At 60.2% G+C, this 25477-nt stretch carries 23 protein-coding genes; all 23 read left to right on the plus strand.

The window, feature by feature from the left end; genetic code table 11:
- Nucleotide 1 precedes the first annotated feature (1 nt).
- The 23 genes from ACCD00_RS13345 to fliI all read left to right on the plus strand — a co-directional run bounded on the left by ACCD00_RS13345 (nucleotide 2) and on the right by fliI (nucleotide 25474).
- Nucleotides 2-730 carry a cephalosporin hydroxylase family protein gene (locus tag ACCD00_RS13345; protein WP_015096269.1) on the plus strand — a complete coding sequence of 243 codons (729 nt, stop codon included), beginning with the start codon at nucleotides 2-4 and terminating at the stop codon, nucleotides 728-730.
- 52 nt (nucleotides 731-782) lie between these two features.
- Nucleotides 783-3707, plus strand: a complete 2925-nt coding sequence (locus ACCD00_RS13350) for a TIGR00180 family glycosyltransferase (RefSeq protein WP_413425119.1) — start codon at nucleotides 783-785, stop codon at nucleotides 3705-3707.
- A gap of 134 nt (nucleotides 3708-3841) precedes the next feature.
- Nucleotides 3842-5032 carry a UDP-4-amino-4,6-dideoxy-N-acetyl-beta-L-altrosamine transaminase gene (gene pseC / locus ACCD00_RS13355; protein ID WP_413425121.1) on the plus strand — a complete coding sequence of 397 codons (1191 nt, stop codon included), beginning with the start codon at nucleotides 3842-3844 and terminating at the stop codon, nucleotides 5030-5032.
- The gene (locus ACCD00_RS13360; protein ID WP_111280481.1) at nucleotides 5032-5652 is read left to right on the plus strand and encodes a pseudaminic acid biosynthesis-associated methylase; all 621 of its coding nucleotides are present in this window, start codon (nucleotides 5032-5034) and stop codon (nucleotides 5650-5652) included. The genes pseC and ACCD00_RS13360 overlap by 1 nt, the downstream gene beginning before the upstream one ends.
- Complete coding sequence (gene pseF / locus ACCD00_RS13365; protein ID WP_413425124.1) at nucleotides 5649-6356, plus strand: pseudaminic acid cytidylyltransferase; 708 nt, start codon at nucleotides 5649-5651, stop codon at nucleotides 6354-6356. Before ACCD00_RS13360 ends, pseF begins: the two co-directional genes overlap by 4 nt.
- Entirely contained in the window at nucleotides 6353-7858 is a 1506-nt protein-coding gene (gene pseG / locus ACCD00_RS13370) for a UDP-2,4-diacetamido-2,4,6-trideoxy-beta-L-altropyranose hydrolase (RefSeq protein WP_413425126.1), read from the plus strand. The genes pseF and pseG overlap by 4 nt, the downstream gene beginning before the upstream one ends.
- The gene (gene pseI / locus ACCD00_RS13375; protein WP_413425128.1) at nucleotides 7851-8903 is read left to right on the plus strand and encodes a pseudaminic acid synthase; all 1053 of its coding nucleotides are present in this window, start codon (nucleotides 7851-7853) and stop codon (nucleotides 8901-8903) included. Before pseG ends, pseI begins: the two co-directional genes overlap by 8 nt.
- A gap of 226 nt (nucleotides 8904-9129) precedes the next feature.
- Nucleotides 9130-10056, plus strand: coding sequence for a ketoacyl-ACP synthase III (locus ACCD00_RS13380; protein WP_413425130.1), 927 nt, complete (start codon nucleotides 9130-9132; stop codon nucleotides 10054-10056).
- A 91-nt stretch (nucleotides 10057-10147) separates the two neighbouring features.
- Nucleotides 10148-11440 carry a motility associated factor glycosyltransferase family protein gene (locus tag ACCD00_RS13385; protein WP_413425132.1) on the plus strand — a complete coding sequence of 431 codons (1293 nt, stop codon included), beginning with the start codon at nucleotides 10148-10150 and terminating at the stop codon, nucleotides 11438-11440.
- Nucleotides 11437-11703, plus strand: coding sequence for a hypothetical protein (locus ACCD00_RS13390; RefSeq protein WP_413425134.1), 267 nt, complete (start codon nucleotides 11437-11439; stop codon nucleotides 11701-11703). The genes ACCD00_RS13385 and ACCD00_RS13390 overlap by 4 nt, the downstream gene beginning before the upstream one ends.
- 242 nt (nucleotides 11704-11945) lie before the next feature.
- Nucleotides 11946-12797, plus strand: coding sequence for a flagellin domain-containing protein (locus ACCD00_RS13395; RefSeq protein ID WP_111280493.1), 852 nt, complete (start codon nucleotides 11946-11948; stop codon nucleotides 12795-12797).
- 72 nt (nucleotides 12798-12869) lie between these two features.
- Nucleotides 12870-13223, plus strand: a complete 354-nt coding sequence (locus ACCD00_RS13400; RefSeq protein ID WP_413425136.1) for a flagellar protein FlaG — start codon at nucleotides 12870-12872, stop codon at nucleotides 13221-13223.
- Nucleotides 13224-13305: 82 nt separating this feature from the next.
- Complete coding sequence (gene fliD / locus ACCD00_RS13405) at nucleotides 13306-14742, plus strand: flagellar filament capping protein FliD (RefSeq protein ID WP_413425138.1); 1437 nt, start codon at nucleotides 13306-13308, stop codon at nucleotides 14740-14742.
- A gap of 129 nt (nucleotides 14743-14871) precedes the next feature.
- Entirely contained in the window at nucleotides 14872-15267 is a 396-nt protein-coding gene (gene fliS, locus ACCD00_RS13410; RefSeq protein WP_413425140.1) for a flagellar export chaperone FliS, read from the plus strand.
- A 10-nt stretch (nucleotides 15268-15277) separates the two neighbouring features.
- A complete protein-coding gene (locus ACCD00_RS13415) occupies nucleotides 15278-15574 on the plus strand; it encodes a hypothetical protein (RefSeq protein WP_015096255.1) in 297 nt (98 codons plus the stop codon).
- Between the two features lie 172 nt (nucleotides 15575-15746).
- On the plus strand, nucleotides 15747-17222 hold the full coding sequence (locus ACCD00_RS13420; protein ID WP_111280501.1) for a sigma-54 dependent transcriptional regulator: 1476 nt from the start codon (nucleotides 15747-15749) through the stop codon (nucleotides 17220-17222).
- A 128-nt stretch (nucleotides 17223-17350) separates the two neighbouring features.
- The gene (locus tag ACCD00_RS13425; protein ID WP_413425181.1) at nucleotides 17351-18544 is read left to right on the plus strand and encodes a sensor histidine kinase; all 1194 of its coding nucleotides are present in this window, start codon (nucleotides 17351-17353) and stop codon (nucleotides 18542-18544) included.
- Nucleotides 18545-18549: 5 nt separating this feature from the next.
- Entirely contained in the window at nucleotides 18550-19935 is a 1386-nt protein-coding gene (locus tag ACCD00_RS13430; protein WP_413425143.1) for a sigma-54-dependent transcriptional regulator, read from the plus strand.
- Between the two features lie 258 nt (nucleotides 19936-20193).
- A complete protein-coding gene (gene fliE / locus ACCD00_RS13435) occupies nucleotides 20194-20520 on the plus strand; it encodes a flagellar hook-basal body complex protein FliE (RefSeq protein ID WP_008021337.1) in 327 nt (108 codons plus the stop codon).
- Between the two features lie 16 nt (nucleotides 20521-20536).
- Nucleotides 20537-22324, plus strand: a complete 1788-nt coding sequence (gene fliF / locus ACCD00_RS13440) for a flagellar basal-body MS-ring/collar protein FliF (protein WP_413425145.1) — start codon at nucleotides 20537-20539, stop codon at nucleotides 22322-22324.
- Nucleotides 22317-23336 carry a flagellar motor switch protein FliG gene (fliG, locus tag ACCD00_RS13445; RefSeq protein ID WP_007983391.1) on the plus strand — a complete coding sequence of 340 codons (1020 nt, stop codon included), beginning with the start codon at nucleotides 22317-22319 and terminating at the stop codon, nucleotides 23334-23336. Before fliF ends, fliG begins: the two co-directional genes overlap by 8 nt.
- A 4-nt stretch (nucleotides 23337-23340) precedes the next feature.
- The gene (fliH, locus tag ACCD00_RS13450; RefSeq protein WP_413425148.1) at nucleotides 23341-24126 is read left to right on the plus strand and encodes a flagellar assembly protein FliH; all 786 of its coding nucleotides are present in this window, start codon (nucleotides 23341-23343) and stop codon (nucleotides 24124-24126) included.
- Nucleotides 24116-25474, plus strand: coding sequence for a flagellar protein export ATPase FliI (gene fliI, locus ACCD00_RS13455; protein ID WP_413425150.1), 1359 nt, complete (start codon nucleotides 24116-24118; stop codon nucleotides 25472-25474). The genes fliH and fliI overlap by 11 nt, the downstream gene beginning before the upstream one ends.
- Nucleotides 25475-25477: the final 3 nt, after the last annotated feature.

Consider the following 25477-nt stretch of genomic DNA (forward strand, 5'->3'; position numbering starts at 1 on the left):
AATGAATCCTCATGAGCAGTTTCGTGAAGAAGTAAAAGAGAACATCGAAGGCCTGCAACAGGACAAAGCGTTGCAAGCCACGTCGCTGGACTGGGTTGGCACGACCGCCAGGCACAAGTACACCTACAACTTCAGCTGGATGGGCCGCCCGATCATTCAGTTCCCCCAGGACATGGTCGCCATGCAGGAGATCATCTGGGCACTGCGGCCGGACATCATCGTCGAGACCGGCATCGCCCACGGCGGCTCGCTGGTGTTTTACGCCTCGATGCTGGAACTGATCGGCCATGGCGAAGTGCTGGGCGTCGACATCGATATCCGCCAGCACAACCGTGAGGCAATCGAAGCGCACCCGATGAGCAAGCGGATCCAGATGATCCAGGGTTCGAGCATCGATCCTGCAATCGTCGATCAGGTCCGCCAGCGCGTCGAAGGCAAGAAAGTGCTGGTGGTCCTGGACTCCAACCACACCCACGAACACGTGCTGGAAGAGCTGCGGGCCTATGCTCCGATGACCTCGGTGGGCAGCTACTGCGTGGTGATGGATACCGTGGTTGAAGACATGCCGGAAGATGCCTTCCCGGACCGCCCGTGGGGCAAGGGCGACAACCCGAAGACCGCGGTATGGGCTTACCTGGAAGAAAACCGTGATTTTGAAATTGACCAGGCCATTCACAGCAAGCTGCTGATCACCGTCGCGCCGGACGGCTATCTGCGCCGCGTGCGGTAATCGACAAGACATCGTTGGGTTTTTTCGGCGATTCGCCGTTGTGGGGAAATGTATGCAAGGCAAGACTAATTCTGAACACGGGTTGGCACTCAACGAACAGTTGACCGTGGTGCTGATGTCTCACGAGCGGCCGGCATTTTTACGTCGGGCAGCACGTTTCTACAGCGGCTTGCCTTGCAGGATTCTGGTGCTGGATTCTTCGACTGAAGGTCAGCCGGGCCTGGCCGGGCAGTACGAGAATGTGGATTACCAGCATGTCCCGCAGTTTGGCTACTGGGGGGTTCGCGCCAAGCTGGCTCATGGCGTGGAACAAGTGACCACACCGTTCATGGTGTTCGCCGCCGACGATGACTTCCATGTGCACGACGCCCTGCGCGCAGCCGTGGCATTCATGCAGGACAATCCCGATTACGGCCTGTGCCACGGTTACAGCATGATGTACCTGTCGCAACCCAACAGCGTCAGCTACTTCCGGCGTGACAAGAAGGTCTGCGAAGACTATTGCTCCGAGCACGCCGAAGAGCGTGTGCTCGACTACATGCACCAGTACCTCCCGCCTTTCTATGCCGTACAGCGCACCGACCTGGTACGTGACTGGTATCAGGTCATGCCTCAGGATACGTCCTTCCAATGGCAGGAAATCGGTCACACCTATTACATGCTGGCGCGGGGCAAGGCGCGGATTCTGCCAATCCCGTATGTCGTGCGTGAGATGAACTACGGGTATTCGGATCACAACACCGAGATCTTCCACACGCTGGCTCATACCGATGCCAGGACGGTCGCCGAGCGTGAAACCTTTGCCGCCTTCCTCTTCGGGCTGCCGACTCAAGTTCAAGGCGAGGACCCGGAGCAAGGCAAGCAGTTCGCGCTGCAAAGCTTTGAAGCCTTGGCCGACAGCTTGCGCACCGGTCGCGCACTGACCACCGAACTGATTATCGAGTCCGCCTGGACGAGCGTCGAGAAAGGCCCTGTGCGCCGTTTCGGCCCCAAGCAATACGTCGAGATGCCGTTCTACAACCAGGCATTTTTCGATGAGTTGACCCAGTTCGAGTTCCTGTTGCACGCCATGCCGGCCGGTCGCGTTCAGTTGCAAGGCCTGGAAGGTATCTGGACCCGTCAACAGAGCCTGATGCTGGCGCATAACAATGACACGCCGGAAAGTGTGGTCGACCGTTTGTGGCAAGCCCACGACAGCAACGTGTTCAACCGCGTGGTGGTCAAGCGCCTGGCGGCACAGCTGGAGCTGCTGGGCGAAGACGAAGAGGCGCAGCCCCTGCGTGACTGGGCTGCACGTCTGGAGGCGGTGTCGGTCGAGGGCAATGGCGCGACGTTCGACAAGATGCTGTCCGGTCGTTTGCTCAAGTGGCTTGCACCGCGTCAGCCCGATGCACATGAGGCTGAGTCGATCGCCCGGCACCTGGCGGCCAATGACGGTGGCCCACAGTTCGGGATCTTCCTGCTGGACCTGGATAACGATATCGACAAGCTGCAAGTCTCTCTCGACAGCCTGCTCGAAGGTCACAGCAAGGCGTTCAGGATTGTGGTCTTCACCACCGGTGAAGCACCGGCGGCGACCACGGCGCAGAACACCCTGCACTTTGTCCGGGTCACGCAAAGCAACTATGTCGATAAACTGAACCAGAGTGCTCGTCAGTCGACCTGCGATTGGTTGCTGCTGGCTGAAGCCGGTGACGAATTCACCGCCGGTGGCCTGTTGCGCGCCAGCCTCGAGCTGCTGTCTGCTGCGGATTGCCGCGCCGTTGCCACCGACGAAATCCAGCGCACCCCGGAAGGCGCACTGGTGGACGTGTTCCGTCCGGGCTTCAATCTTGATTTGCTGCAAAGCCTGCCGGCCCTGATGGCGCGTCACTGGCTGATCCGTCGGGAAGTGTTCATTGAAGTCGGCGGTTACCAGCCTGACTTCAGCAAGGCCCTGGAATTCGACTTGCTGCTGCGCATCATCGAGCAGGGTGGCCTCAACGGACTGGCCCACCTGGACGAGCCGCTGGTGATTGCCAGGGCGCCGGTACTGGAAGAAAACGCCGATGAGCGCCTGGCGTTGTTGCGCCACCTGGGCAATCGTGGCTACAAGGCCAAGATCACTTCGACGGTGCCAGGTACCTGGCAGATCGATTACCGCCACACCGAACGCCCGCTGGTGTCGATCATCGTGCCGGCCGGGGATAATCTTTCGGCCCTGCAACAGTGCCTGCAAGCCGTGTTGCTGCGTACCCGCTACATCCAGTACGAAGTGCTGATCGCGCTCAACCCGAATCAGTCGGCCGAGGTCAACGATTGGCTGGGCACCTACCAGCATCCGAAAGTCAGCGTGCTGCGTGCCGAGCAGACCCTGAGCGACGCGGCGTTGTACAACGCGGCCAGCCTGCAGGCGCAGGGCGAGTATCTGGTGCTGTTGGCTGCCGATAGTGAAGTGGTCAACCCGAACTGGCTTGAGTCGTTGCTCAATCACGCCCAGCGTCCGGAAGTCGGTGTGGTCGGTCCCAAGTTGATCGACCGCGACGGCAAGGTTACCCAGGCCGGCCTGATTCTGGGCATGAACGGTGGTGTGGGGTCAGCCTTTGTCGGTGAAAAACGCGACGCCGAAGGTTACCTGCACCGGTTGGCGCTGGAGCAGAACTACTCGGCGGTATCGAAGGTGTGCCTGATGGTGCGCAAAGCGTTGTTCGACGACCTGGACGGTCTGGACAGCGTGACCTTCGCCGATGGCTTGAGCGATGTCGATCTGTGCCTCAGGGCCGGTCAGGCCGGTTACCTCACCGTGTGGACGCCGCTGGTGCAGGTCATTCATTCGGGTGAAGTGCCACAGGTGCCGCAGGCCCTCGATGCGCTGCGTGACAAGTGGGCGCCAGCCTTTGCGCAGGATCAGGCCTATAACGCCAATCTGGCCTTGAGCGGCAAAGGTTTTGCCCTGGGCGAAAGTGCTTCGGTGAACTGGGCGCAGTTGCTCGGGTAGGCCCGGCGAACAGGTATAAGGATTCAAGGCATGTTCAACGGAAAATCGATTTTCATCTCAGGCGGCACCGCTTCGTTCGGGCGTCATTTCGTCCGTCGCTTGCCGGACAAGCGCGCCCATGCCTGGTTACCAGCATGATTCCATACGCTCGGCAAAGCCTTGATCAGGCGGACATCGACGCCGTGGTCGGTGTATTGCAGTCTGACTGGCTGACCCAGGGACCGACCATCGAGCGCTTTGAGCGAGCGATGGCCGAACGCTGCGAGGCAGACTTTGCCGTGGCGGTGTGCAATGCCACGGCGGCCCTGCACATCGCTTGCCTGGCGGCAGGGCTCGGCCCGGGCGACTGGCTGTGGACGACGCCGAACACCTTTCTCGCCTCGGCAAACTGTGGTCGCTATTGCGGTGCCGAGGTGGATTTTGTCGATATCGACCCGCTGACCTGGAACCTCGACGCCGCTGCGTTGGCCGTCAAGCTGGAGCGCGCCGAGCGTGAAGGCAGGCTGCCGAAAGTGCTCGTGGCCGTGGCGTTCTCGGGGCAGAGCTGCGACATGCGCAGGATTGCCATGCTGGCCAGGCGATACGGTATTACCGTGATCGAAGACGCGGCCCATGCCGCCGGTGCGTCCTACGCCGGGCGCCCGGTGGGTTGCGGCGAGTTTGCCGCGATGACCGTGTTCAGTTTTCATCCGGTGAAGATCATCACCAGTGCCGAGGGTGGCATGGTGATGACCAACAGCCCGGAGCTCGCCGAGCGTTTGCAGCGCTTGCGCAGCCACGGCATGACCCGGGATCCGCAGCAGATGACCGGATCCAGCCACGGCCCCTGGTACTATGAGCAGGTGGAGCTGGGTTTCAATTACCGCATCACCGACCTGCAAGCGGCCCTTGGTTTGTCGCAGTTGAACAAACTGGATGAGTTCATCGAGCGTCGGCGTGAACTGGCGGCGCGTTATGAGCGCTTGCTGGCGTATCTGCCGCTGACCCTGCCCGGTGCGCAGCCTGAGGCCGAGTCGTCATGGCATCTGTACGTGGTGCGCCTGCAACTCGATCAGATCAGTCTCACTCATCGTGAGGTGTTCGAGGGATTGCGAGCTGCCGGGATCGGGGTGAACCTGCATTACATTCCCGTGCATTTGCAGCCTTACTATCGTGATCTCGGGTTTGCCGAAGGTGATTTTCCGCAGGCCGAACGTTACTACGCCGAAGCCATCAGCCTGCCGTTGTACCCGTTGCTCAGTGATGAGGAACAGGACTATGTGGTCGAGCAGATGCGGCAGTTGATCGAAATAATCCAGCCATTGCGGCGTGTGGGAAATGTGTGATGCGTGAACTGACCGAGCAGGAAACTTTCTGGCAGGGCGAATTCGGCAACCAGTACGTTGATCGCAATGTCGGACAGCCGCTGGTGGCCGCGAACCTGGCGTTGTTTGCCAAGGCGTTGACGCGGGTCGGGCGTATCGACAGCCTGGTGGAACTGGGCACCAATGCCGGCAACAACCTGCAGGCACTGCGTCAGCTGTTGCCCCGTTGCGAGTTGTTCGGCGTGGAAATCAATGCCAGTGCCTGTGCCGCTGCCCAGGCGTTGGGTATTGCACACATCTGGCAGGGTTCGCTGTTCGATTTTCCTCGCGAGCGCACCTTCGACCTGACGCTGAGCAAAGGCGTGCTGATTCATCTGGCACCGGAGTTGTTGCCGGCCGCTTACGCGCAACTGTATGAGCTGAGCCAGCGCTACATACTGATCGCCGAGTACTACAACCCGGCGCCGGTCGAGGTCCCGTATCGCGGCAACAGCGGCAAGTTGTTCAAACGCGACTTCGCCGGTGAAATGCTTGATCGATATGACGACCTGCAACTGCTCGATTACGGTTTTGGCTACCACCGCGATCCGCAATTCCCGGTGGATGACATCACCTGGTTTGTCCTGGAAAAACGCCGTTGAACAACGTCGCCATCATCCCGGCCCGGGGTGGCAGCAAACGCATACCCCGCAAGAACCTCAAGCCGTTCGCCGGTGTGCCGATGATTGCCCGCTCGATTCAGGTCGCCCTCGAGTCCGGGCTGTTTTCCCGGGTGGTGGTCAGTACCGACGACGAGGAAATCGCCGGGCTGGCGCGGGAGTGCGGTGCTCAGGTGCCCTTCATGCGCCCGGCGGCACTGGCCGACGACTTCACGGGTACCGCAGCGGTGATCGCCCATGCCCTGCAAGCCTTGCGCGAACAAGGCGACGAGTTTGCCCGCGCCTGCTGCATTTACGCGACCGCGCCGTTGTTGCAATCGCGATTTCTTGTCCAGGGGTTGAGCCTGCTGGAGCAGCATCCCGACAAGTCTTTCGCATTCTCGGTGTGCGACTTTGGTTTCCCGGTTCAGCGAGCCCTGACCCTTGATGATCAGGGTGCATTGACGGCACTGTATCCGCAGTATCGTGATACCCGCTCCCAGGATCTGTCGATCGCCTATCAGGACGCCGGGCAGTTCTACTGGGGCCGCAGCGATGCCTGGTTGCGTGGCGAGGTGCTTTATTCTCCGTACAGCCTGCCGGTCATCCTGCCACGTCATCTGGTGCAGGACATCGACACACCGCAGGACTGGAAACGCGCGGAGTACCTGTATGCCGCGCTGAAAGCCGGAGGTGAACTGCAATGAGAGTACTGATTCGCTCTGACGCTTCGCCAACCATCGGCAGCGGCCACATCGCGCGCTGCCTGTGCCTGGCCCGCGTATTGCGCCGGCAGGGCAGTCATGTGGCGTTCGCCTGTCGCCTGTTACCGGGACATCGACTGCAGGCATTGCGGGCCGAAGGTTTCGAAACCTTCGAACTGCCCGAACGCTACAGTGATGAAGACCCGCAGCAAGCCATCGAATCCATGTTGCCATGGCAGGCAGACATTGCCGCGCTCGGGCCGTTGCTGGAACACCAGCCGGCGTTTGACTGGATCATTGTCGACCACTACGGCCTCGATCATCACTGGCAGACGGCCGCGCGGCGCTGGGCGCCACGGATCGCCGTGGTGGATGACCTCGCCACGCGGACCTACAGCGCCGATTTGCTGCTGAACCAGAATCTTTCGGGGACTCCAGAGGCTTATGCGTCGTTGCTGGCGCCAGGCTGCCGGACATTGTTCGGCCCCCGGTTTGCCATGTTGCGCGACGAGTTCCATTGCCCGGCCATCGAAATCAAGCCCCGGGCCCGGCGCGTGCTGGTGAATTTCGGCGGGTTCGACGCTGCCATGCAGACCCATCATGCAATGCTGGCGCTGGCGGACTTTGCTGAACTGGAAGTCGATTTTGTCGCCGGTGCGGGTAATCCGGCCTGGGCACAGATGCAGGCGTTGGCGGCGAGTCGGCCGCACTGGCGCCTGCACAGTTTTGTCAGCGACTTTTATCGATTGATGACCGAAGCCGACCTGTTTGTCGGGGCGGGTGGCGGCACCAGTTGGGAGCGGGCGGCCATGGGGCTGCCGACGATTTGCATTGCCGTGTCGAACAACCAGCAGGCCAATGGCGAGGTAATGGCGGCGGCGGGCGCCCATGTGTTCATGGGGGCTCGCGAGCACGTCAGTGTCGAGCAACTGCGCCTGGCCATCGGCTTTGTCGCGGGTAACCAGGGTTTGCGCCAGAGCCTGGCACAGCGGTCGCGACAGCTTGTCGATGGCCGGGGTGCGCAGCGGGTGGCGGCGGCGCTGGCCGGCGCGGTGCTGAAGATGCGCCCGGCGACCCTGGAGGATGCGCAGTTGTTGTTCGACGGGCGCAACACCCTGGCGGTGCGCCGCTGGTCGCTGGAGACCGGCGTGATCGAATGGCCTGCGCATCAGAACTGGCTTATCGCGAGCCTGAGCAATCCCCGGCGGCTGTTGTTGATTGCCGAGGCTGATGACGGTCCGGTCGGTGTGCTGCGTTATGACGTGCGCGGCTTTAGCGCCGAAGTGTCGATTTATCTGTTCGAAGGCCGGTTCGGCCTGGGCTGGGGCAGGGCGCTGCTGGCCCGTGGAGAAGCCTTCGTGAAGGCCCGTTGGCCAGAACTGGAGTCGCTCACCGCCCAGGTGTTGCCCGCTAACCAGCCGTCGCTGAACGTCTTTCGCGAAGCCGGTTTTACCCAGAATGCCTGCGCGTTCACGCGCGTATTGAAGGATCACGCAGATGACTAGCTTCAAGATCGGCGAGCGCCTGATCGGTGCCGATGCGCCGCCATTCATCATTGCCGAGATGAGCGGCAACCATAACCAGTCCCTGGACATGGCGCTGCAAATCGTCGAGGCCGCGGCCAGGGCCGGTGCCCATGCGCTGAAGCTGCAGACGTACACCGCGGACACCATGACCCTGGACCTGGCCGAAGGCGAGTTCTTCATCAAGGACCCCAAAAGCCCGTGGGCCGGTACTTCGCTGTACGCCTTGTATGAAAAGGCCCACACGCCCTGGGAATGGCACGCACCGATTTTCGCTCGCGCCAGGGAATTGGGCCTGCTGGCATTCTCCACGCCCTTCGATGAGAGCGCCGTGGATTTCCTCGAAAGCCACGACGTGCCTGCCTACAAGATCGCCAGTTTCGAAAACACCGACCTGCCGCTGATACGGCGGGTCGCCGCGACGGGCAAGCCGCTGATCATTTCCACCGGCATGGCCAGCATCGCCGAACTCGATGAAACCGTGCGCGCCGCCCGCGAGGCCGGGTGCAAGGACCTGGTGCTGCTCAAATGCACCAGCACCTATCCGGCATCACCGGCGAACAGCAACCTGAGGACGATTCCTCATCTGCGCGAGTTGTTTGATTGCCAGGTGGGGCTGTCCGATCACTCCATGGGCGTCGGTGTGTCCGTGGCGGCGGTGGCACTGGGGGCAACGGTGGTGGAAAAGCATTTCACCCTCGACCGTGCGGCCGGTGGTGTCGACGCCAGTTTCTCGCTGGAGCCCTCTGAACTGGCAAGCCTGGTGATTGAAACCGAACGCGCCTGGCAAGCCATGGGGCAAGTGCATTACGGCGTCACCGAGGCCGAACGGCAATCCCTGGTGTACCGTCGGTCGCTGTATGTCGCCCAGGACATGGAGGCCGGAGAGCCCTTCGATGCGACGAATCTGAGAACCATCCGTCCGGGACTCGGGCTGGCGCCCAAGCATGCGCAAAGCCTCCTGGGACGCCGTGCCCGTCAGGCCATCAAGCGTGGAACAGCGCTGGACTGGTCGTTGGTCGAATAACCCCAAGCGGCGCTGATTCGGCAAAATGCGTGACCTGCGAGTCATAACGGGCATCTTCACTGTATTGTATTGACCGGGAAGATGGCGCCTGACCCTTTATCGGGTTCAGTGATAGTCCTTGACGCTTCCCTGCCGTCGCCCTGGGGTGACGGTAATCCAGGTTTGTCGGCGCCCCTCGATTGCTTGCGAGTGGTGGTATTGGGCTGTTTATTATTGGGAAGCCGTAATGATTGGCATAAAAAGCATTGCGAGCTACGTTCCTGTAGCCGGCGTGGACAATTACGCACAAGGTGCAAAATTCGAGAAGGATGAAGAATTCATCCTGGGCAAGATCGGTTCGGCTTTCCTGCCGCGCAAAGGCGTTGATCAGGAAACCTCCGATCTGTGCGTTGAAGCGGCCAATGCGCTGTTTGCCAGCAACCCTGATCTGAAGCGTGAATCCATCGATGCGTTGATTGTCGTCACCCAGAACGGTGACGAAGAAGGCCTGCCACATACCGCAGCCATCGTGCAGGACAAACTCGGCCTGCCGACCAGCGTCGCCGCGTTCGATATTTCCCTGGGCTGCTCCGGTTACGTCTACGGCATCTATGCGATCAAGGGCTTCATGGAGGCCGCTGGCCTGAAGAACGGCCTGCTGATCACTGCCGACCCGTATTCGAAGATCGTCGACCCGGAAGACCGTAACACCACCATGCTGTTCGGCGATGCCGCCACTGCGACCTGGATGGGTGAAAATCCGACCTGGGCACTGGGCAAGGCCAAGTTCGGCACCGATGGTTCCGGCGCTCCGCATTTGAAAGTCACTGACGGCGTGTTCTTCATGAACGGCCGCCAGGTCTTCAACTTCGCGCTGCTCAAGGTGCCGGCACATTTGCATGAGTTGCTGGGCGAGTCGCAACTGAGTGCTGACGACATCGATGCGTTCTGCATTCACCAGGGCAGCGCGGCGATTGTCGATGCGGTCGCGCGGCGCTTCGAAGAATGCCCGCAGAAGTTCATCAAGGACATGGTCGAGACCGGTAACACGGTGTCGTCGAGCATCCCATTGCTGCTGGAAAAGCATATTCTCGATTCCGAATGGAGGCGCGTTGCGCTCAGCGGTTTCGGAGTGGGGCTGTCATGGGGTTCGGCGATCATCTATCGCCCTTGAGTGAAAGTCTTTTAATAAAAAAGGCCGGTACAAAAAAGCGCTCAAGGGTTAACCTTGAGCGCTTTTTTGCTTGTAAGGAATGCGAGGTAGCATGAGCGAATGCTTTGAAGACAATGCTCAGGTTATCCAGCGGCGCTGGCCGTCGCTGTATGCGCGATTGGAAATGGAAGACCACCTGGCCATCGAGGTCGAACTGATCGAAGGGCGGGACTCGACGTTGTGTGTGGGTGGCATCCAGCTCACCAGCCGCCATGATCGATTGGGTGAGGCCCGTTTGCAGGCCGCCAGCCTGGCGCCAGACAAGCCAATACTGCACGTTTACGGCACCGGTTTCGGCGATTTGCCTTCGGTCTTGCTGGAGCGCGCGGGGCTTGAAAAGCTCTATGTCCATATTCTCAACGGCGCGCTTTTCGCACTGGTGTTGCAACTGATCGATCAACGCCAATGGCTGAGCGATCCGCGCGTGCAACTGCTGTATGCCGGCGATCTGTCGGACATCTGCACCCCGTTTTTTGCGTTGCCGGCGGAAATGCTGCTGGCGGATGACTTCAGTGCGAAGATTCGTGATCGCCTGGTCAGCGAAGTGCACCTGAGTTTCAACAATCGGGAATTCGACCCGCAATCTCCCGTGATTCAGCAACGCTTGCAGGACACCCTCGAAGTGCTGCTTGCCGATGATGATGTGGCACAGCTGTTTGGCACTTGTGCCGGGCGTGAAATCTATGTGATCGGCACAGGGCCCAGCCTTGAAGGCAACTTCGAGCGCCTGGCGGCCGTGCGCAATCAAACGCCGCGTCCCCTGTTCATCAGTGTGGATACCGCCTACAGGCCCCTTCGCGAGCACGGAATCAAACCTGACCTGGTGGTGAGCATCGATCAGCGCATCAGTGCGCTGCACTTGCCGGGCGAAGACTCCGAAGGCATTCCGCTGGTGTACTTGCCTTTGAGCGATCCACACATGCTGAAGGCCTGGAACGGCAAACGCTATGGCGGTTATTCCGCCAGCCCGATCTATGCCGCACTACGTGAGCAACACCCACGTGCGCAGCTCTACGTCAGCGGCAGCGTGATCCATCCGGCAGTTGATCTGGCAGTGAAGATGGGCGCGCAGCGCATCACGCTTTTCGGTGCGGATTTTTCCTTCCCGATGAACAGGACCCATACCGGTTGGAATGATGGTGACCTGGGTCCGCCAGTGAACCAGGCCCGTCACTGGGTGCACGATGGACATGGACAGAAGGTCAAGACGCAATTGAATTTCCGCAGTTACCTGTGCGAGCTCGAACGTTACATTGCCAGGCATCCCGAGGTGCAGTTCTTCAATAGCAGTCGGGCTGGGGCAATGATTGCCGGTACGCAATTCAATCAGGATTTCGTGCAATGAAGCCTCAAGTGAAAGGCATCCAAGAGTACCGGCAGTGCGCAGGACTGTTTCGCCTGGGGCGTGATGTCGAGGCGGCTTTGAACATGGTTGATCTGTTCGATGAGGCGCAGCGGCTGTTTGCACAGGCACCTCAGGATGTTCAGCAGGCCTGGGCCTTGATGCTCAGGCAAATGCTGGCCTGCCAGGAGCGCCAGGATTGGCTGGGGCTTGCCGATTTCATGGAATATGAGTTGATCGAATTGCTCGAAAACATGCCGGCCTGAGGGGCAGCAACAGCTTTGGCACGGGCGTTTGTGGGTTGGACAGTTTCATGGCGTCATTTTTTTGCGGTTGAGGGGCGCTAAGCCCTTGTTTTCTCGGGGGTGGCAGGGTGATGGCATTTTTTTTCAAAAAAGCCCTCAAGCAACCTGCCAACCCGACGATAACTATTACGAAGGTTCTCTAGGCCATACCCGGCGGTTGCCAGGGCCGGAAGCCGCAGTACCCAACCAACGAGGAATTCGTCATGGCTTTAACTGTAAACACCAACACCACGTCGCTGGGCGTTCAGAAAAACCTGAACCGTGCTACCGATGCACTTTCGACCTCGATGCAGCGCCTGTCTTCCGGCCTGAAAATCAACAGCGCCAAGGACGACGCCGCCGGCCTGCAGATCGCAACCCGCATGGCTGCACAGATCCGTGGTGGTACCCAGGCAATCCAGAACGCCAACGACGGTATCTCCGTTGCCCAGACCGCTGAAGGCGCGCTGCAAGCTTCGACCGACATTCTGCAGCGTATGCGTGAACTGGCTGTTAAAGCACGTAACGGTACCAACAGCACCGCTGACCAGACCGCTACCAACTCCGAATTCGCTCAGATGTCTGACGAAATCACTCGTATCTCCGCTTCCACCAACCTGAACGGCAAAAACCTGCTGGACGGTACGGCTGGTACCATGCAACTGCAAGTTGGCGCCAACACTGGCTCGGCCAACCGCATCGACCTGGTGCTGAGCTCCAAGTTCGACGCCGTTTCCCTGTCCGTAGGCAGCGGTACTGTTGTTCTGACCGGTGCGACTTCCGCTACCCTGTCTGCCAACATCGACAACGCGATCACCGCGATCGACGCTGCTCTGGCATCGATCAACGCCACCCGCGCAAACCTGGGTGCTTCGCAGAACCGTCTGACCAGCACCATCTCCAACCTGCAGAACATCGTGGAAAACACCACTGCTGCACAAGGCCGTGTACAAGACACCGACTTCGCCGCAGAAACCGCGAACCTGACCAAGCAGCAAACCCTGCAACAGGCTTCCACCTCGGTTCTGGCCCAGGCCAACCAACTGCCTTCCGCTGTACTGAAGCTGCTTCAGTAATTTCGGAATGAGTTTGAGCGGGGGAGTGTGCTTGTCACGCTCTCTCGCTTTTTACGTTAAGAGGTGATGGGCATGGAGATGAGCGTAAAGCTTGGCGTGTCTTATCCGGCTCCCCAGCCAGCGAGCAGCGTCTCGGATAAAGCACCGGAAAAGCCTGAAGCCGTCAGCGTGACTCCAGTGGCGGACAAGAAGCTGGATGCGGATGACACTCACCTGAAGCAGGCGGTGCAGCAGATCGAAAAGTTTGTGCAGTCGATCAAGCGCAATCTGGAGTTCTCGATAGACGAGCAATCCGGAAAGGTCGTCGTCAAGGTGATTGCAAGCGAAACGGGTGAGGTCGTGCGACAGATCCCTTCCGCAGAGGCCCTCAAGCTGGCGGAAAGCCTGAGCAATGCGAGCCACGTATTGTTCGACGCTAAAGTTTGATAGCTGGCATGAATAGTGTCTGTAAGTTCTTGGGCGCAGGTATTGGCCAAAAGAGTGGCAGCAACCTGAAGGGAGACGCAAAATGGCAAGTCCAATTTTACCGGGTTCGGGCTTAGGCTCTGGCCTGAATATCGGTGATATCGTCACTGCGCTGGTCAACGCCGACAAATCTGCCAAGCAGACGCAGATCGATACCCAGACCAAAACCAACACGCTGAAGATTTCCGGTGTCGGTTCCTTGAAAAGCGCACTGACGGCCTTTCAGACGGCGCTGACCAATCTCGGTAGCAAGACCAATCCTGCGTTTGCGGGCTTTACCGCCACTTCGGGTACCCCGTCGATTCTGGGTGTAACTTCCGACAACACCGCAGTTGCCGGTACCTACAGCGTTGTTGTGAATAACCTGGCCACCAGCTCGAAAGTAGCCAGTGCTTCTTTTGCCGGCGGTGCCGCCAGTGCCATTCCGAGTGGTACTCTGAAAATCAGTCAGAATGGCACTGATTACGATGTCACGATTCCAGCCAGTGCGACCCTGCAGAGCACCCGGGATGCCATCAACTCTGCGCAGGCGAGCAATGGTATTTCTGCCAACATCGTGACCGACAGCAGCGGTGCGTCGCGACTGGTGATCAGTTCCAGCAAGACCGGCGCGGGTTCCGACCTTGTGGTCAGCGGTATCGCCGGCCTTGCAATCGACGGTACCCAACCGATGGGCGCCAACCCTTCGGCTGCAAGTTCCGGTGCTGTCAACGGAGTTGCGGTGGATGCATCGCTGACCATCGATGGTCTGGCAGTGACCAGCAAGAGTAATACGGTTACCGGCGCAGTCAGTGGCCTGACCCTGAACCTGGCGTCCGCGAGCACGGGTACACCGCCGGCTGCTGCGACCGTCACCGTTGCGACCAACACCACCGGTTTGCAAACATCGATCCAGTCGTTCGTCGATTCCTACAACACCCTGATGAACACCATCAACTCCCTGTCCAAGGCGACAGAGGGTGCCGATGGCAAGCTGACGGTTCAGGCGGCGTTTACCGGTGACTCGATGCCGCGCTCACTGATTTCCGATATTCGCAGTGTACTGACGGCTCCTGGTGCGGGCGGTCCTTTGGCGGTGCTGTCGCAGATCGGCGTGATGACAAACGAGAAAACCGGCAACCTGGCATTCGACACGACGGCGTTCAACAAGACGATGTCCACCGGCGGTATGAGTGGCCAGGTGCAGCAGTTGTTCAGCGGAACCAACGCGACCAACGGCCTGCTGGCGCGCATGGGCACTGCAATCAAGCCTTATGTGCAGGCTGGTGGCTTGCTCGACCAGCGCAATAGCAGCCTGCAGAGCGTGAGCAAGAACCTTTCAAACCAACAGTCTGCGCTGGACTTGCGTGTCGCGAACATGACCAAGACGCTGACCGCCAAATACAACGCAATGGACCTTTTGGTCGGGCAAATGAAAGCGACGGCGACTAACATCACCTCGTTCTTCACGTCCTTGAACGCCCAGAAGTCCAACAGCTAGTCATGAGCTGACGACAAAAACCCGGCTACGCATTTTAGCGTGTGCCGGGTTTTTGTCTTTTGCTCTAAAGTTTTCCGGTACGCGGACGATACACTGCTCATACGAGTCATTGTGGTAATGAGGTAGAACATGAATCCAATGTTAGCCCTTCGGCAGTATCAGAAAGTGGGCGCGCACGCCCAGACGTCCGAAGCGAGTCCGCATCGTTTGGTGCAAATGCTCATGGAAGGTGGCCTGGACCGTATCGCTCAGGCCAAAGGCGCCCTGGAACGCAAGGACATTCCCGGCAAGTGTGTGTCGATCAGCAAGGCGATTGGCATCATCGGTGGCTTGCGTGAAGGCCTGGATCTTGAAAATTGCGCCGATGCCGTGGGCGAGCTCGACAGTCTTTACATCTATATGATGAAGCGCCTGGCCGAGGCGAACATCAGCAGCGACCTGAAGATTCTCGATGAGGTCGCGGGGTTGCTTCGCACGGTGAAAGAAGGCTGGGACGGCATTGCTGAGCCAGGTCCGCAGTTCTAGGGAGATCGCCATGAGTCTTGTATTGCAGCGAATAGAACAAACCCGTGAAGCGCTGGTCGGTGCCTTGGCCGAGCGCGACTGGGAGGCTATCGGTCAATTGGACCTGGATTGCCGTTCGTGCATGGAAGACGTCTTGAGCGAGGCTTCGCTGGACGAAGAAGTTCTGCGCAGCAATCTTGAGGAGTTGCTGTATGTCTACAAGCAACTGCTTGAGGTGGCGATGGGGGAGAGGCAGGCGATAGTCGATGAAATGTCTCAGATCCAGCAAGCGCGGAACGCGGCAAAGGTTTACCATCTGTTTGGTTAATTAACCCCAAGTTAATCCAGACATGTGCGCCATAAATTTGACTGTGCACGTTTTTTTGACTTAACTAGTGGCTGGTTCCAGATTTCAGTCGTCTTCAGGCACAACGTGTCTGCAAGCGTCTAGCTTGCCCCAGCATTTTGGGCATTGAGTTGACTAGGGAAGTTGCTATTGCATGTGGCGTGAAACCAAAATTCTGCTGATCGATGACGATAGCGTCCGCCGCCGCGACTTGGCGGTGATCTTGAATTTTCTCGGCGAAGAAAATTTACCCTGCGGTAGCCATGACTGGCAGCAGGCTGTCGGCTCATTGTCGTCAAGTCGTGAAGTAATCTGTGTCCTCATCGGGACGGTAAATGCTCCTGGTGCACTTCTGGGCTTGCTTAAGACACTCTCGACCTGGGATGAGTTCCTTCCGGTTTTGTTAATGGGCGATAATTCTTCCATTGACCTGCCGGAAGACCAGCGTCGCCGGGTGCTTTCGACCCTCGAAATGCCGCCCAGCTACAGCAAGTTGCTCGACTCGCTGCACCGTGCCCAGGTCTATCGCGAGATGTACGACCAGGCCCGCGAGCGCGGTCGTCATCGCGAGCCCAATCTTTTCCGCAGTCTTGTCGGCACCAGCCGGGCGATTCAACACGTCCGTCAGATGATGCAGCAAGTCGCCGATACCGATGCCAGCGTGCTGATCCTCGGTGAGTCCGGCACCGGCAAGGAAGTGGTTGCACGCAACCTGCATTACCACTCCAAGCGCCGCGAAGCGCCGTTCGTGCCGGTCAACTGCGGGGCGATCCCGGCCGAGTTGCTGGAAAGCGAATTGTTCGGTCACGAGAAGGGCGCCTTCACCGGGGCGATCACCAGCCGCGCCGGTCGATTCGAGCTGGCCAATGGCGGCACCCTGTTCCTCGATGAAATCGGCGACATGCCGCTGCCGATGCAGGTCAAGCTGCTGCGCGTGTTGCAGGAGCGCACCTTCGAGCGCGTGGGCAGCAACAAGACCCAGAGCGTCGACGTGCGCATCATTGCGGCGACCCACAAGAACCTCGAAAGCATGATCGAGATCGGCACCTTCCGCGAAGACTTGTACTACCGCCTGAATGTGTTCCCGATCGAGATGGCGCCGCTGCGCGAGCGGGTCGAAGACATTCCGCTGCTGATGAACGAACTGATCTCGCGCATGGAGCACGAGAAGCGCGGTTCGATCCGCTTCAACTCGGCAGCGATCATGTCGCTGTGCCGGCATGGCTGGCCGGGCAACGTCCGTGAACTGGCCAACCTGGTGGAGCGCATGGCGATCATGCATCCGTACGGTGTGATCGGCGTGGCCGAGTTGCCGAAGAAATTCCGCTACGTCGACGATGAAGACGAGCAGATGGTCGACAGCCTGCGCAGCGATCTGGAAGAGCGCGTGGCCATCAACGGTCATACGCCGGACTTCACGGCCAACGCCATGTTGCCTCCCGAAGGCCTGGACCTGAAGGACTACCTCGGTGGTCTGGAGCAAGGGTTGATTCAGCAGGCGCTGGATGATGCCAATGGCATTGTGGCGCGCGCGGCCGAGCGACTGCGTATTCGTCGCACCACGCTGGTGGAAAAGATGCGCAAGTACGGCATGAGCCGTCGTGATGGAGACGAACAGGCGGATGATTGACGCCTGTTTTTCAAGTCATTCATTTACAATGAGTTTTTTTTAGGCACGGGTATTGCTACGTCCCTCGCAACGTTCCGTTTCACTGACGGTCAGCCAAGCGAGAGAGCACAATGCCCCAAGCCGCCCAGATGTCTCCTGTCCCTGATGCTTCGCGGCAACCGTCGTCCGTAGAGCAGGCGAGTCGGCTGGGCCTTGAGCAGGCATTCGCGCTGTTCAATCAGATGTCCAGTCAGTTGACCGATTCCTACAGCATGCTTGAAGCCCGGGTAACCGAGCTCAAGGGTGAACTGGCGGTGGTCAGTGCTCAGCGCATGCAGGAGCTGGCGGAAAAAGAACGCCTGGCCAACCGCCTGCAAAACCTCCTTGATCTGTTACCCGGCGGTGTCATTGTCATTGACGCCCAGGGCATCGTGCGCGAAGCCAATCCGGCAGCGTGCGAGTTGCTGGGTTTGCCGCTGGAAGGTGAATTGTGGCGCCACGTCATTGCCCGCTGTTTTGCACCACGCGAAGACGATGGTCATGAAGTCTCCCTCAAGAATGGTCGACGCCTGTCGATCGCCACGCGCTCGCTGGACGCCGAGCCCGGCCAGCTGGTGTTGCTCAATGACCTGACCGAAACCCGTCACCTGCAGGATCAACTGGCCCGACATGAACGTCTGTCGTCGCTGGGGCGCATGGTCGCTTCGTTGGCTCATCAGATACGCACGCCGTTGTCCGCCGCGTTGCTGTACGCCAGCCATTTGACCGAGCAGGAGCTGCCGGTCGCTACCCAGCAGCGCTTTGCCGGGCGCCTCAAGGAGCGCCTGCACGAACTGGAGCACCAGGTGCGTGACATGCTGGTGTTCGCCCGGGGCGAGTTGCCGCTGACCGATCGCGTGACCCCTGCTCAACTGATGCAGTCGTTGCAGGCGGCCGCGCTGACCCACGTGCAGGATCTGCCGATCCGCTGGCAGTGCGACAGTCACTCGGGGGCGTTGCTGTGCAATCGCGACACGCTGGTCGGAGCGATCCTCAACCTGATCGAGAACGCCATTCAGGCCAGTGCCGGTCAATTGCGCCTCAAGATTCACCTCTACACCCGCGGCAACAACCTGCGCCTGTGCGTCAGTGACAGTGGCTCCGGTATCGATGCCGGCGTTCTGGCGCGATTGGGCGAACCCTTTTTCACTACCAAAACCACCGGCACAGGTCTTGGTCTGACCGTGGTCAAGGCAGTGGCGCGTGCTCATCAGGGAGAATTGCAGTTGCGTTCGCGGCTCGGTCGCGGCACCTGCGCGCAGGTGATCCTGCCGTTGTTCAGCAGCGCTCAAGGGGCGGAGTGACGCACATGGGGATCAAGGTTCTGCTGGTCGAGGACGACCGCGCGTTGCGCGAGGCACTGGCTGATACGCTGTTGCTCGCGGGGCACGATTACAAGGCAGTGGGTTCGGCTGAAGATGCGCTGGCTGCTGTCGGCGACGAGGCCTTCAGCCTGGTGATCAGCGACGTCAATATGCCGGGCATGGACGGCCACCAGTTGCTCGGCATGCTGCGAGTGCGGCAGCCGCAGTTGCCGGTGTTGCTGATGACGGCTCACGGTGCGGTCGAGCGTGCGGTCGACGCGATGCGCCAGGGCGCGGCGGACTACCTGGTCAAGCCATTCGAACCCAAGGCGTTGCTCGATCTGGTGGGGCGTCATGCCCTGGGCAGCCTCGGCCTTACCGAAGGTGAAGGGCCGGTAGCGTTCGAACCGGCGAGCGCGCAGTTGCTCGAGTTGGCGGCGCGGGTCGCACGCAGCGATTCCACGGTGCTGATCTCGGGTGAGTCGGGCACGGGCAAGGAAGTGCTGGCGCGTTACATCCATCAGCATTCTCATCGCGCCCGTCAGCCGTTCATTGCGATCAACTGCGCTGCGATCCCGGACAACATGCTCGAAGCGACCTTGTTCGGTCACGAGAAGGGCTCCTTCACCGGCGCCATTGCCGCGCAAGCCGGCAAGTTCGAGCAGGCCGACGGCGGCACCATTCTGCTCGATGAAATTTCTGAAATGCCCCTGGGGCTCCAGGCCAAATTGCTGCGCGTGCTGCAAGAGCGCGAGGTCGAAAGGGTTGGGGCGCGCAAACCGGTCACGCTGGATATTCGTGTGGTCGCGACCACCAATCGCGACCTGGCGGGTGAGGTAGCGGCGGGGCGCTTTCGCGAGGACCTTTATTATCGCCTGTCGGTGTTTCCTCTTGCCTGGCGTCCATTGCGCGAGCGCACCGCCGACATCCTGCCGCTGGCCGAGCGCCTGCTGGCCAGGCACGTCAATAAAATGAAGCATTCGCCTGCCAGGTTGTCGCCCGAGGCTCAGGCGTGCCTGATCGGTTATCCGTGGCCGGGTAACGTGCGCGAACTGGACAACGCGATTCAGCGTGCGCTGATTTTGCAGCAGGGTGGCTTGATCCAGCCGCAGGATTTCTGCCTGGCCGGGCCGGTGGCTTGCGCTCCATTGCCGGCGTTGGCGCAGGTGCCGGTGCGTCCGGTGGAAGTCGAGGCCGAGTCGGCCGGGGCGCTGGGAGATGACCTGCGTCGCCATGAATTCCAGATGATCATCGACACCTTGCGCGCCGAGCGCGGCCGTCGCAAAGAGGCGGCCGAGCGCCTGGGCATCAGCCCGCGAACCCTGCGTTACAAGCTGGCGCAGATGCGCGATGCCGGCATGGATGTGGAAGCCTATCTCTTTGCCACCTGATCCCTGGTTCCAATACCTGGACCTGTTCCTGTAGGAGCGAGCTCTGCTCGCGATGGACTCAAGAGCGCCGCGTTTTTCCTGCAATCCCGCGTTATCGTTAACGACCATCGCGAGCAGGGCTCGCTCCTACATAGATCGGAATGAAGCTCGGGACGGGCTTTTGTATGACTCAGCCATGGAGCTGGCACCCTTGTTGCTAACACCTCACTACCCGCCGAGTGAGTGTCAAAAAATTGCGGGTCGTCAAAGAGAGAAACCATGAGCCAAGGTATTGAATTCAATCGGTTGATGCTGGATATGCGCGCCATGCAAATGGATGCCATGTCTGCGCCGAAATCGACGGCCGTCCCTGAAGTGGCGGGCAGCAGCTTTTCCGACATGCTCGGCCAAGCCGTCAATAAAGTGAACGACACCCAACAGGCTTCCACTCAGTTGGCCAGCGCCTTCGAAATCGGTAAAAGCGGCGTCGACCTCACAGACGTGATGATTTCCTCGCAGAAGGCCAGTGTGTCATTCCAGGCATTGACCCAGGTGCGCAACAAGCTGGTTCAGGCCTATCAAGACATCATGCAGATGCCTGTTTAAAGGACGAGATTGAGTCATGGCAGAAGCAGTCGCCGATAACGTTCCGGCCAAGGCCACTCCAATAGACGGCAAGCCGCCGCTGTTCGGATTGTCCTTCCTGGAAAACCTCTCCGAGATGACCATGTTGCGTCAGGTGGGCCTGTTGGTCGGCCTGGCGGCGAGCGTGGCGATTGGCTTCGCCGTGGTGTTGTGGTCCCAGCAGCCGGACTACCGGCCTCTGTACGGCAGCCTTGCCGGCATGGACGCCAAGCAGGTCATGGATACCCTGGCCTCCGCCGATATTCCGTACACCGTCGAACCCAACTCCGGTGCCTTGCTGGTCAAGGCCGATGACCTGTCCCGTGCGCGGCTCAAGCTCGCGGCCGCTGGTGTCACTCCCAGCGACGGCAACATCGGTTTTGAAATCCTCGACAAGGAACAGGGGCTGGGCACCAGCCAGTTCATGGAAGCGACCCGCTATCGTCGCGGCCTCGAAGGCGAACTGGCCCGCACCATTTCCAGCCTGAACAACGTCAAGGGTGCCCGCGTGCATCTGGCGATCCCGAAAAGTTCGGTGTTCGTGCGCGATGAACGCAAGCCGAGCGCTTCGGTTCTGGTTGAACTCTATTCCGGTCGCTCCCTCGAACCAGGCCAGGTCGTTGCCATCATCAATCTGGTGGCGACCAGCGTTCCCGAACTCAGCAAGTCGCAGATCACCGTAGTCGATCAGAAAGGCAACCTGCTGTCGGATCAGGCGGAAAACTCCGAACTGACCATGGCCGGCAAGCAATTCGACTACAGCCGTCGCATGGAAAGCATGCTCACCCAGCGCGTACACAACATCCTGCAGCCGGTGTTGGGCAACGATCGCTATAAAGCCGAAGTGTCCGCCGATGTGGACTTCAGTGCGGTCGAGTCGACTTCCGAGCAATTCAACCCGGATCAACCGGCATTGCGCAGCGAGCAGTCGGTCAACGAACAACGTACCGCCAGCAATGGTCCGCAAGGCGTGCCGGGTGCCTTGAGCAACCAGCCGCCGTCGCCGGCCTCCGCGCCGCAAACCACCGGTGGCGCGACCGCGTCGGCCGGCATGGTGCAGCCAGGCCAGCCACTGATCGACGCCAACGGCCAGCAAATCATGGACCCGGCCACCGGTCAGCCGATGCTCGCACCGTACCCGGCGGACAAGCGTCAGCAATCGACCAAAAACTTCGAACTCGACCGTTCCATCAGCCATACCAAGCAACAGCAGGGCCGATTGAATCGCCTGTCGGTGTCGGTGGTAGTGGACGATCAGGTCAAGATCAACCCGGCCAACGGCGAAACCACCCGTGCGCCATGGAGCGCCGATGAATTGGCGCGCTTCACGCGCCTGGTTCAGGATGCGGTCGGCTTCGATGCCAGCCGTGGTGACAGTGTCAGCGTGATCAACATGCCGTTCTCCGCCGAGCGCGGTGAAGTGATTGCCGATATTCCGTTCTACTCCCAGCCGTGGTTCTGGGACATCGTCAAGCAAGTGCTGGGTGTGTTGTTCATCCTGGTGCTGGTGTTCGGTGTATTGCGTCCGGTGCTCAACAACATCACCGGTGGCGGCAAGGGCAAGCAGCTGGCCGGCATCGGCAGCGACGTCGAGTTGGGTGGCATGGGCGGCCTGGACGGCGAGCTGGCCAACGACCGCGTCAGCCTCGGCGGCCCGCAAAGCATTCTGCTGCCGAGCCCGAGCGAAGGCTATGACGCACAGTTGAACGCAATCAAGAGTCTGGTGGCAGAAGATCCGGGTCGTGTGGCCCAGGTCGTGAAAGAGTGGATTAACGCAGATGAGTGATAACCGAGCCGTTGCCGCCAAACTGTCCAAGGTCGACAAGGCCGCCATCCTGTTGCTGTCCCTGGGCTCCACCGACGCGGCCCAGGTGCTGCGCCACATGGGCCCCAAAGAGGTTCAGCGCGTGGGTGTGGCCATGGCCCAGATGGGAAATGTGCACCGCGAGCAGGTCGAGCAGGTGATGAGCGAGTTCGTCGATATCGTCGGCGACCAGACCAGCCTGGGCGTCGGTTCCGACGACTATGTGCGCAAAATGCTCACCCAGGCCCTGGGTGAAGACAAGGCCAACGGCCTGATCGACCGCATCCTGCTTGGTGGCAACACCAGTGGCCTCGACAGCCTGAAGTGGATGGAGCCGCGCGCCGTCGCCGACGTGATCCGTTACGAGCACCCGCAGATCCAGGCGATCGTGGTGGCGTATCTCGATCCGGACCAGGCCGGTGAAGTGCTCGGCAACTTCGACCACAAGGTGCGGCTGGACATCATCCTGCGAGTCTCCTCGCTGAACACCGTACAGCCAGCGGCCCTGAAAGAACTCAACCAGATTCTCGAGAAGCAGTTCTCCGGCAACTCGAATGCCTCGCGCACCACCCTGGGTGGCATCAAGCGTGCGGCGGACATCATGAACTTCCTCGACAGCTCGATCGAAGGCCAGCTCATGGATTCGATTCGCGAAGTCGACGAAGACCTGTCCGGTCAGATCGAAGACCTCATGTTCGTCTTCAACAACCTGGCCGATGTCGACGACCGCGGGATCCAGGCGCTGCTGCGCGAAGTGTCCTCCGATGTGCTGGTGCTGGCCCTCAAGGGGTCGGACGAAGGCGTCAAGGAGAAGATCTTCAAGAACATGTCCAAGCGTGCGGCCGAACTGTTGCGCGACGACCTGGAAGCCAAGGGCCCGGTGCGCGTCAGCGACGTGGAAACCGCGCAGAAGGAAATCCTCACCATCGCCCGCCGTATGGCCGAAGCCGGAGAAATCGTTCTCGGCGGCAAGGGCGGCGAGGAAATGATCTAACACCATGGTCAAGAATGATGATGCACCCACTGACCTGATCCGGGCCAGGGATGTCAGTGGCTTCGATACCTGGGCACTGCCCAGTTTCGACCCGCCGGAACCCGAGCCGGAACCGGAGCCGGAACCCGAGCCGCCGGAAATGGAGGAAGTGCCGCTGGAGGAAGTCCAGCCACTGACCCTCGAAGAACTCGAAAGCATTCGCCAGGAAGCCTACAACGAAGGCTTCGCGGTGGGTGAGAAAGAAGGATTCCACAGCACCACGCTCAAGGTCCGCCAGGAAGCCGAAGTGGCCCTGACGGCCAAGATCGGGGCGCTGGAGCAATTGATGAGCCATCTGTTCGAGCCCATCGCCGAGCAGGACACCCAGATCGAAAAGTCCCTGGTCGACCTCGTGCAACACATCACCAGGCAGGTGATCCAGCGCGAACTGGCGATCGACTCGTCACAGATCGAACACGTGATGCGCGAAGCCCTCAAGCTCCTGCCGCTGGGCGTGGGCAATGTGCGGCTGTACATCAATCCGCAGGATTTCGAACAGGTCAAAGCCCTGCGCGAACGCCATGAAGAAACCTGGCGCATCGTCGAGGACGAATCGTTGTTGCCTGGCGGTTGCCGGGTCGAGACCGAACACAGCCGCATCGACGCCACGGTGGAAACCCGAATCGCGCGGGTGATGGACAAGCTGTTCGATCAGTTGCACGAGCAGGCCTTGCACCCGGCGGCGCCGGACGTCAGCCTGGAACTGCCGATCGAAAGCAAGCCTGCGTCGGACATTGCCGATGCGCCTTGAACGCACCAGTTTTGCCAAGCGCCTGGGCAGTTATGCCGAGGCCACGCAATTGGAGGGCGCACCGATTCTCGAAGGGCGCCTGCTGCGCATGGTCGGCCTGACCCTCGAAGCCGAGGGCCTGCGCGCCGCCATGGGCAGCCGCTGCATGGTCATCAATGACGACAGCTATCACCCGGTGCAGGTCGAAGCCGAAGTAATGGGCTTCTCCGGCAGTAAAGTCTTCCTGATGCCAGTCGGCAGTGTCGCCGGCATTGCGCCCGGTGCCCGAGTGGTGCCCCTGGCGGATAACGGTCGCCTGCCCATGGGCATGAGCATGCTCGGACGGGTGCTCGACGGTGCCGGTCGTGCTCTGGACGGCAAGGGCGGGATGAAGGCCGAAGACTGGGTACCCATGGATGGCCCGACCATCAACCCGCTCAAGCGCGAGCCGATCAGCGAACCGCTGGACGTGGGCATCCGTTGCATCAACGGCATGTTGACCGTCGGTCGTGGCCAGCGGCTTGGCCTGTTTGCCGGTACCGGTGTCGGTAAATCGGTGTTGCTGGGAATGATGACGCGCTTTACCGAGGCCGACATTATCGTCGTCGGGCTGATCGGTGAACGGGGTCGTGAAGTTAAAGAGTTCATCGAGCACATCCTCGGTGAAGAAGGGCTCAAGCGTTCAGTGGTGGTGGCGTCCCCGGCGGACGATGCGCCGCTGATGCGCCTGCGCGCTGCCATGTATTGCACGCGCATCGCCGAGTATTTCCGCGACAAGGGCAAGAACGTTCTGTTGCTGATGGATTCCCTGACCCGATTCGCTCAGGCCCAGCGGGAAATCGCCCTGGCCATTGGCGAGCCACCGGCGACCAAGGGCTATCCGCCGTCGGTATTCGCCAAGTTGCCGAAACTGGTGGAGCGGGCGGGTAACGCGGAGAAGGGCGGAGGTTCGATCACCGCGTTCTACACCGTGCTGTCCGAAGGCGACGACCAGCAGGACCCGATTGCCGACTCGGCGCGGGGCGTGCTCGACGGGCACATCGTGCTGTCCCGGCGCCTGGCCGAGGAAGGGCATTACCCGGCCATTGATATCGAGGCGTCCATCAGCCGGGTGATGCCGGCGGTGGTGTCGCCGGAGCACATGACCCGTGCGCAGTATTTCAAGCAGCTGTGGTCGCGCTATCAGCAGAGCCGCGATCTGATCAGCGTTGGCGCCTATGTCGCCGGCGGAGATCGGGAGACCGATCTGGCGATTTCCCTGCAACCGCAATTGGTCAAATACCTGCGTCAGGGCCTCAACGACAGCATCAGCCTGGGCGAAAGCGAAGCGTATCTCGCCTCGATCTTCGCGCCCGCGGCAGGCGGTTAAGCG

It is taken from the genome of Pseudomonas sp. Pseusp3 (assembly GCF_047304225.1).
GTDB classification, from domain to species: Bacteria; Pseudomonadota; Gammaproteobacteria; order Pseudomonadales; family Pseudomonadaceae; genus Aquipseudomonas; species Aquipseudomonas fluorescens_CD.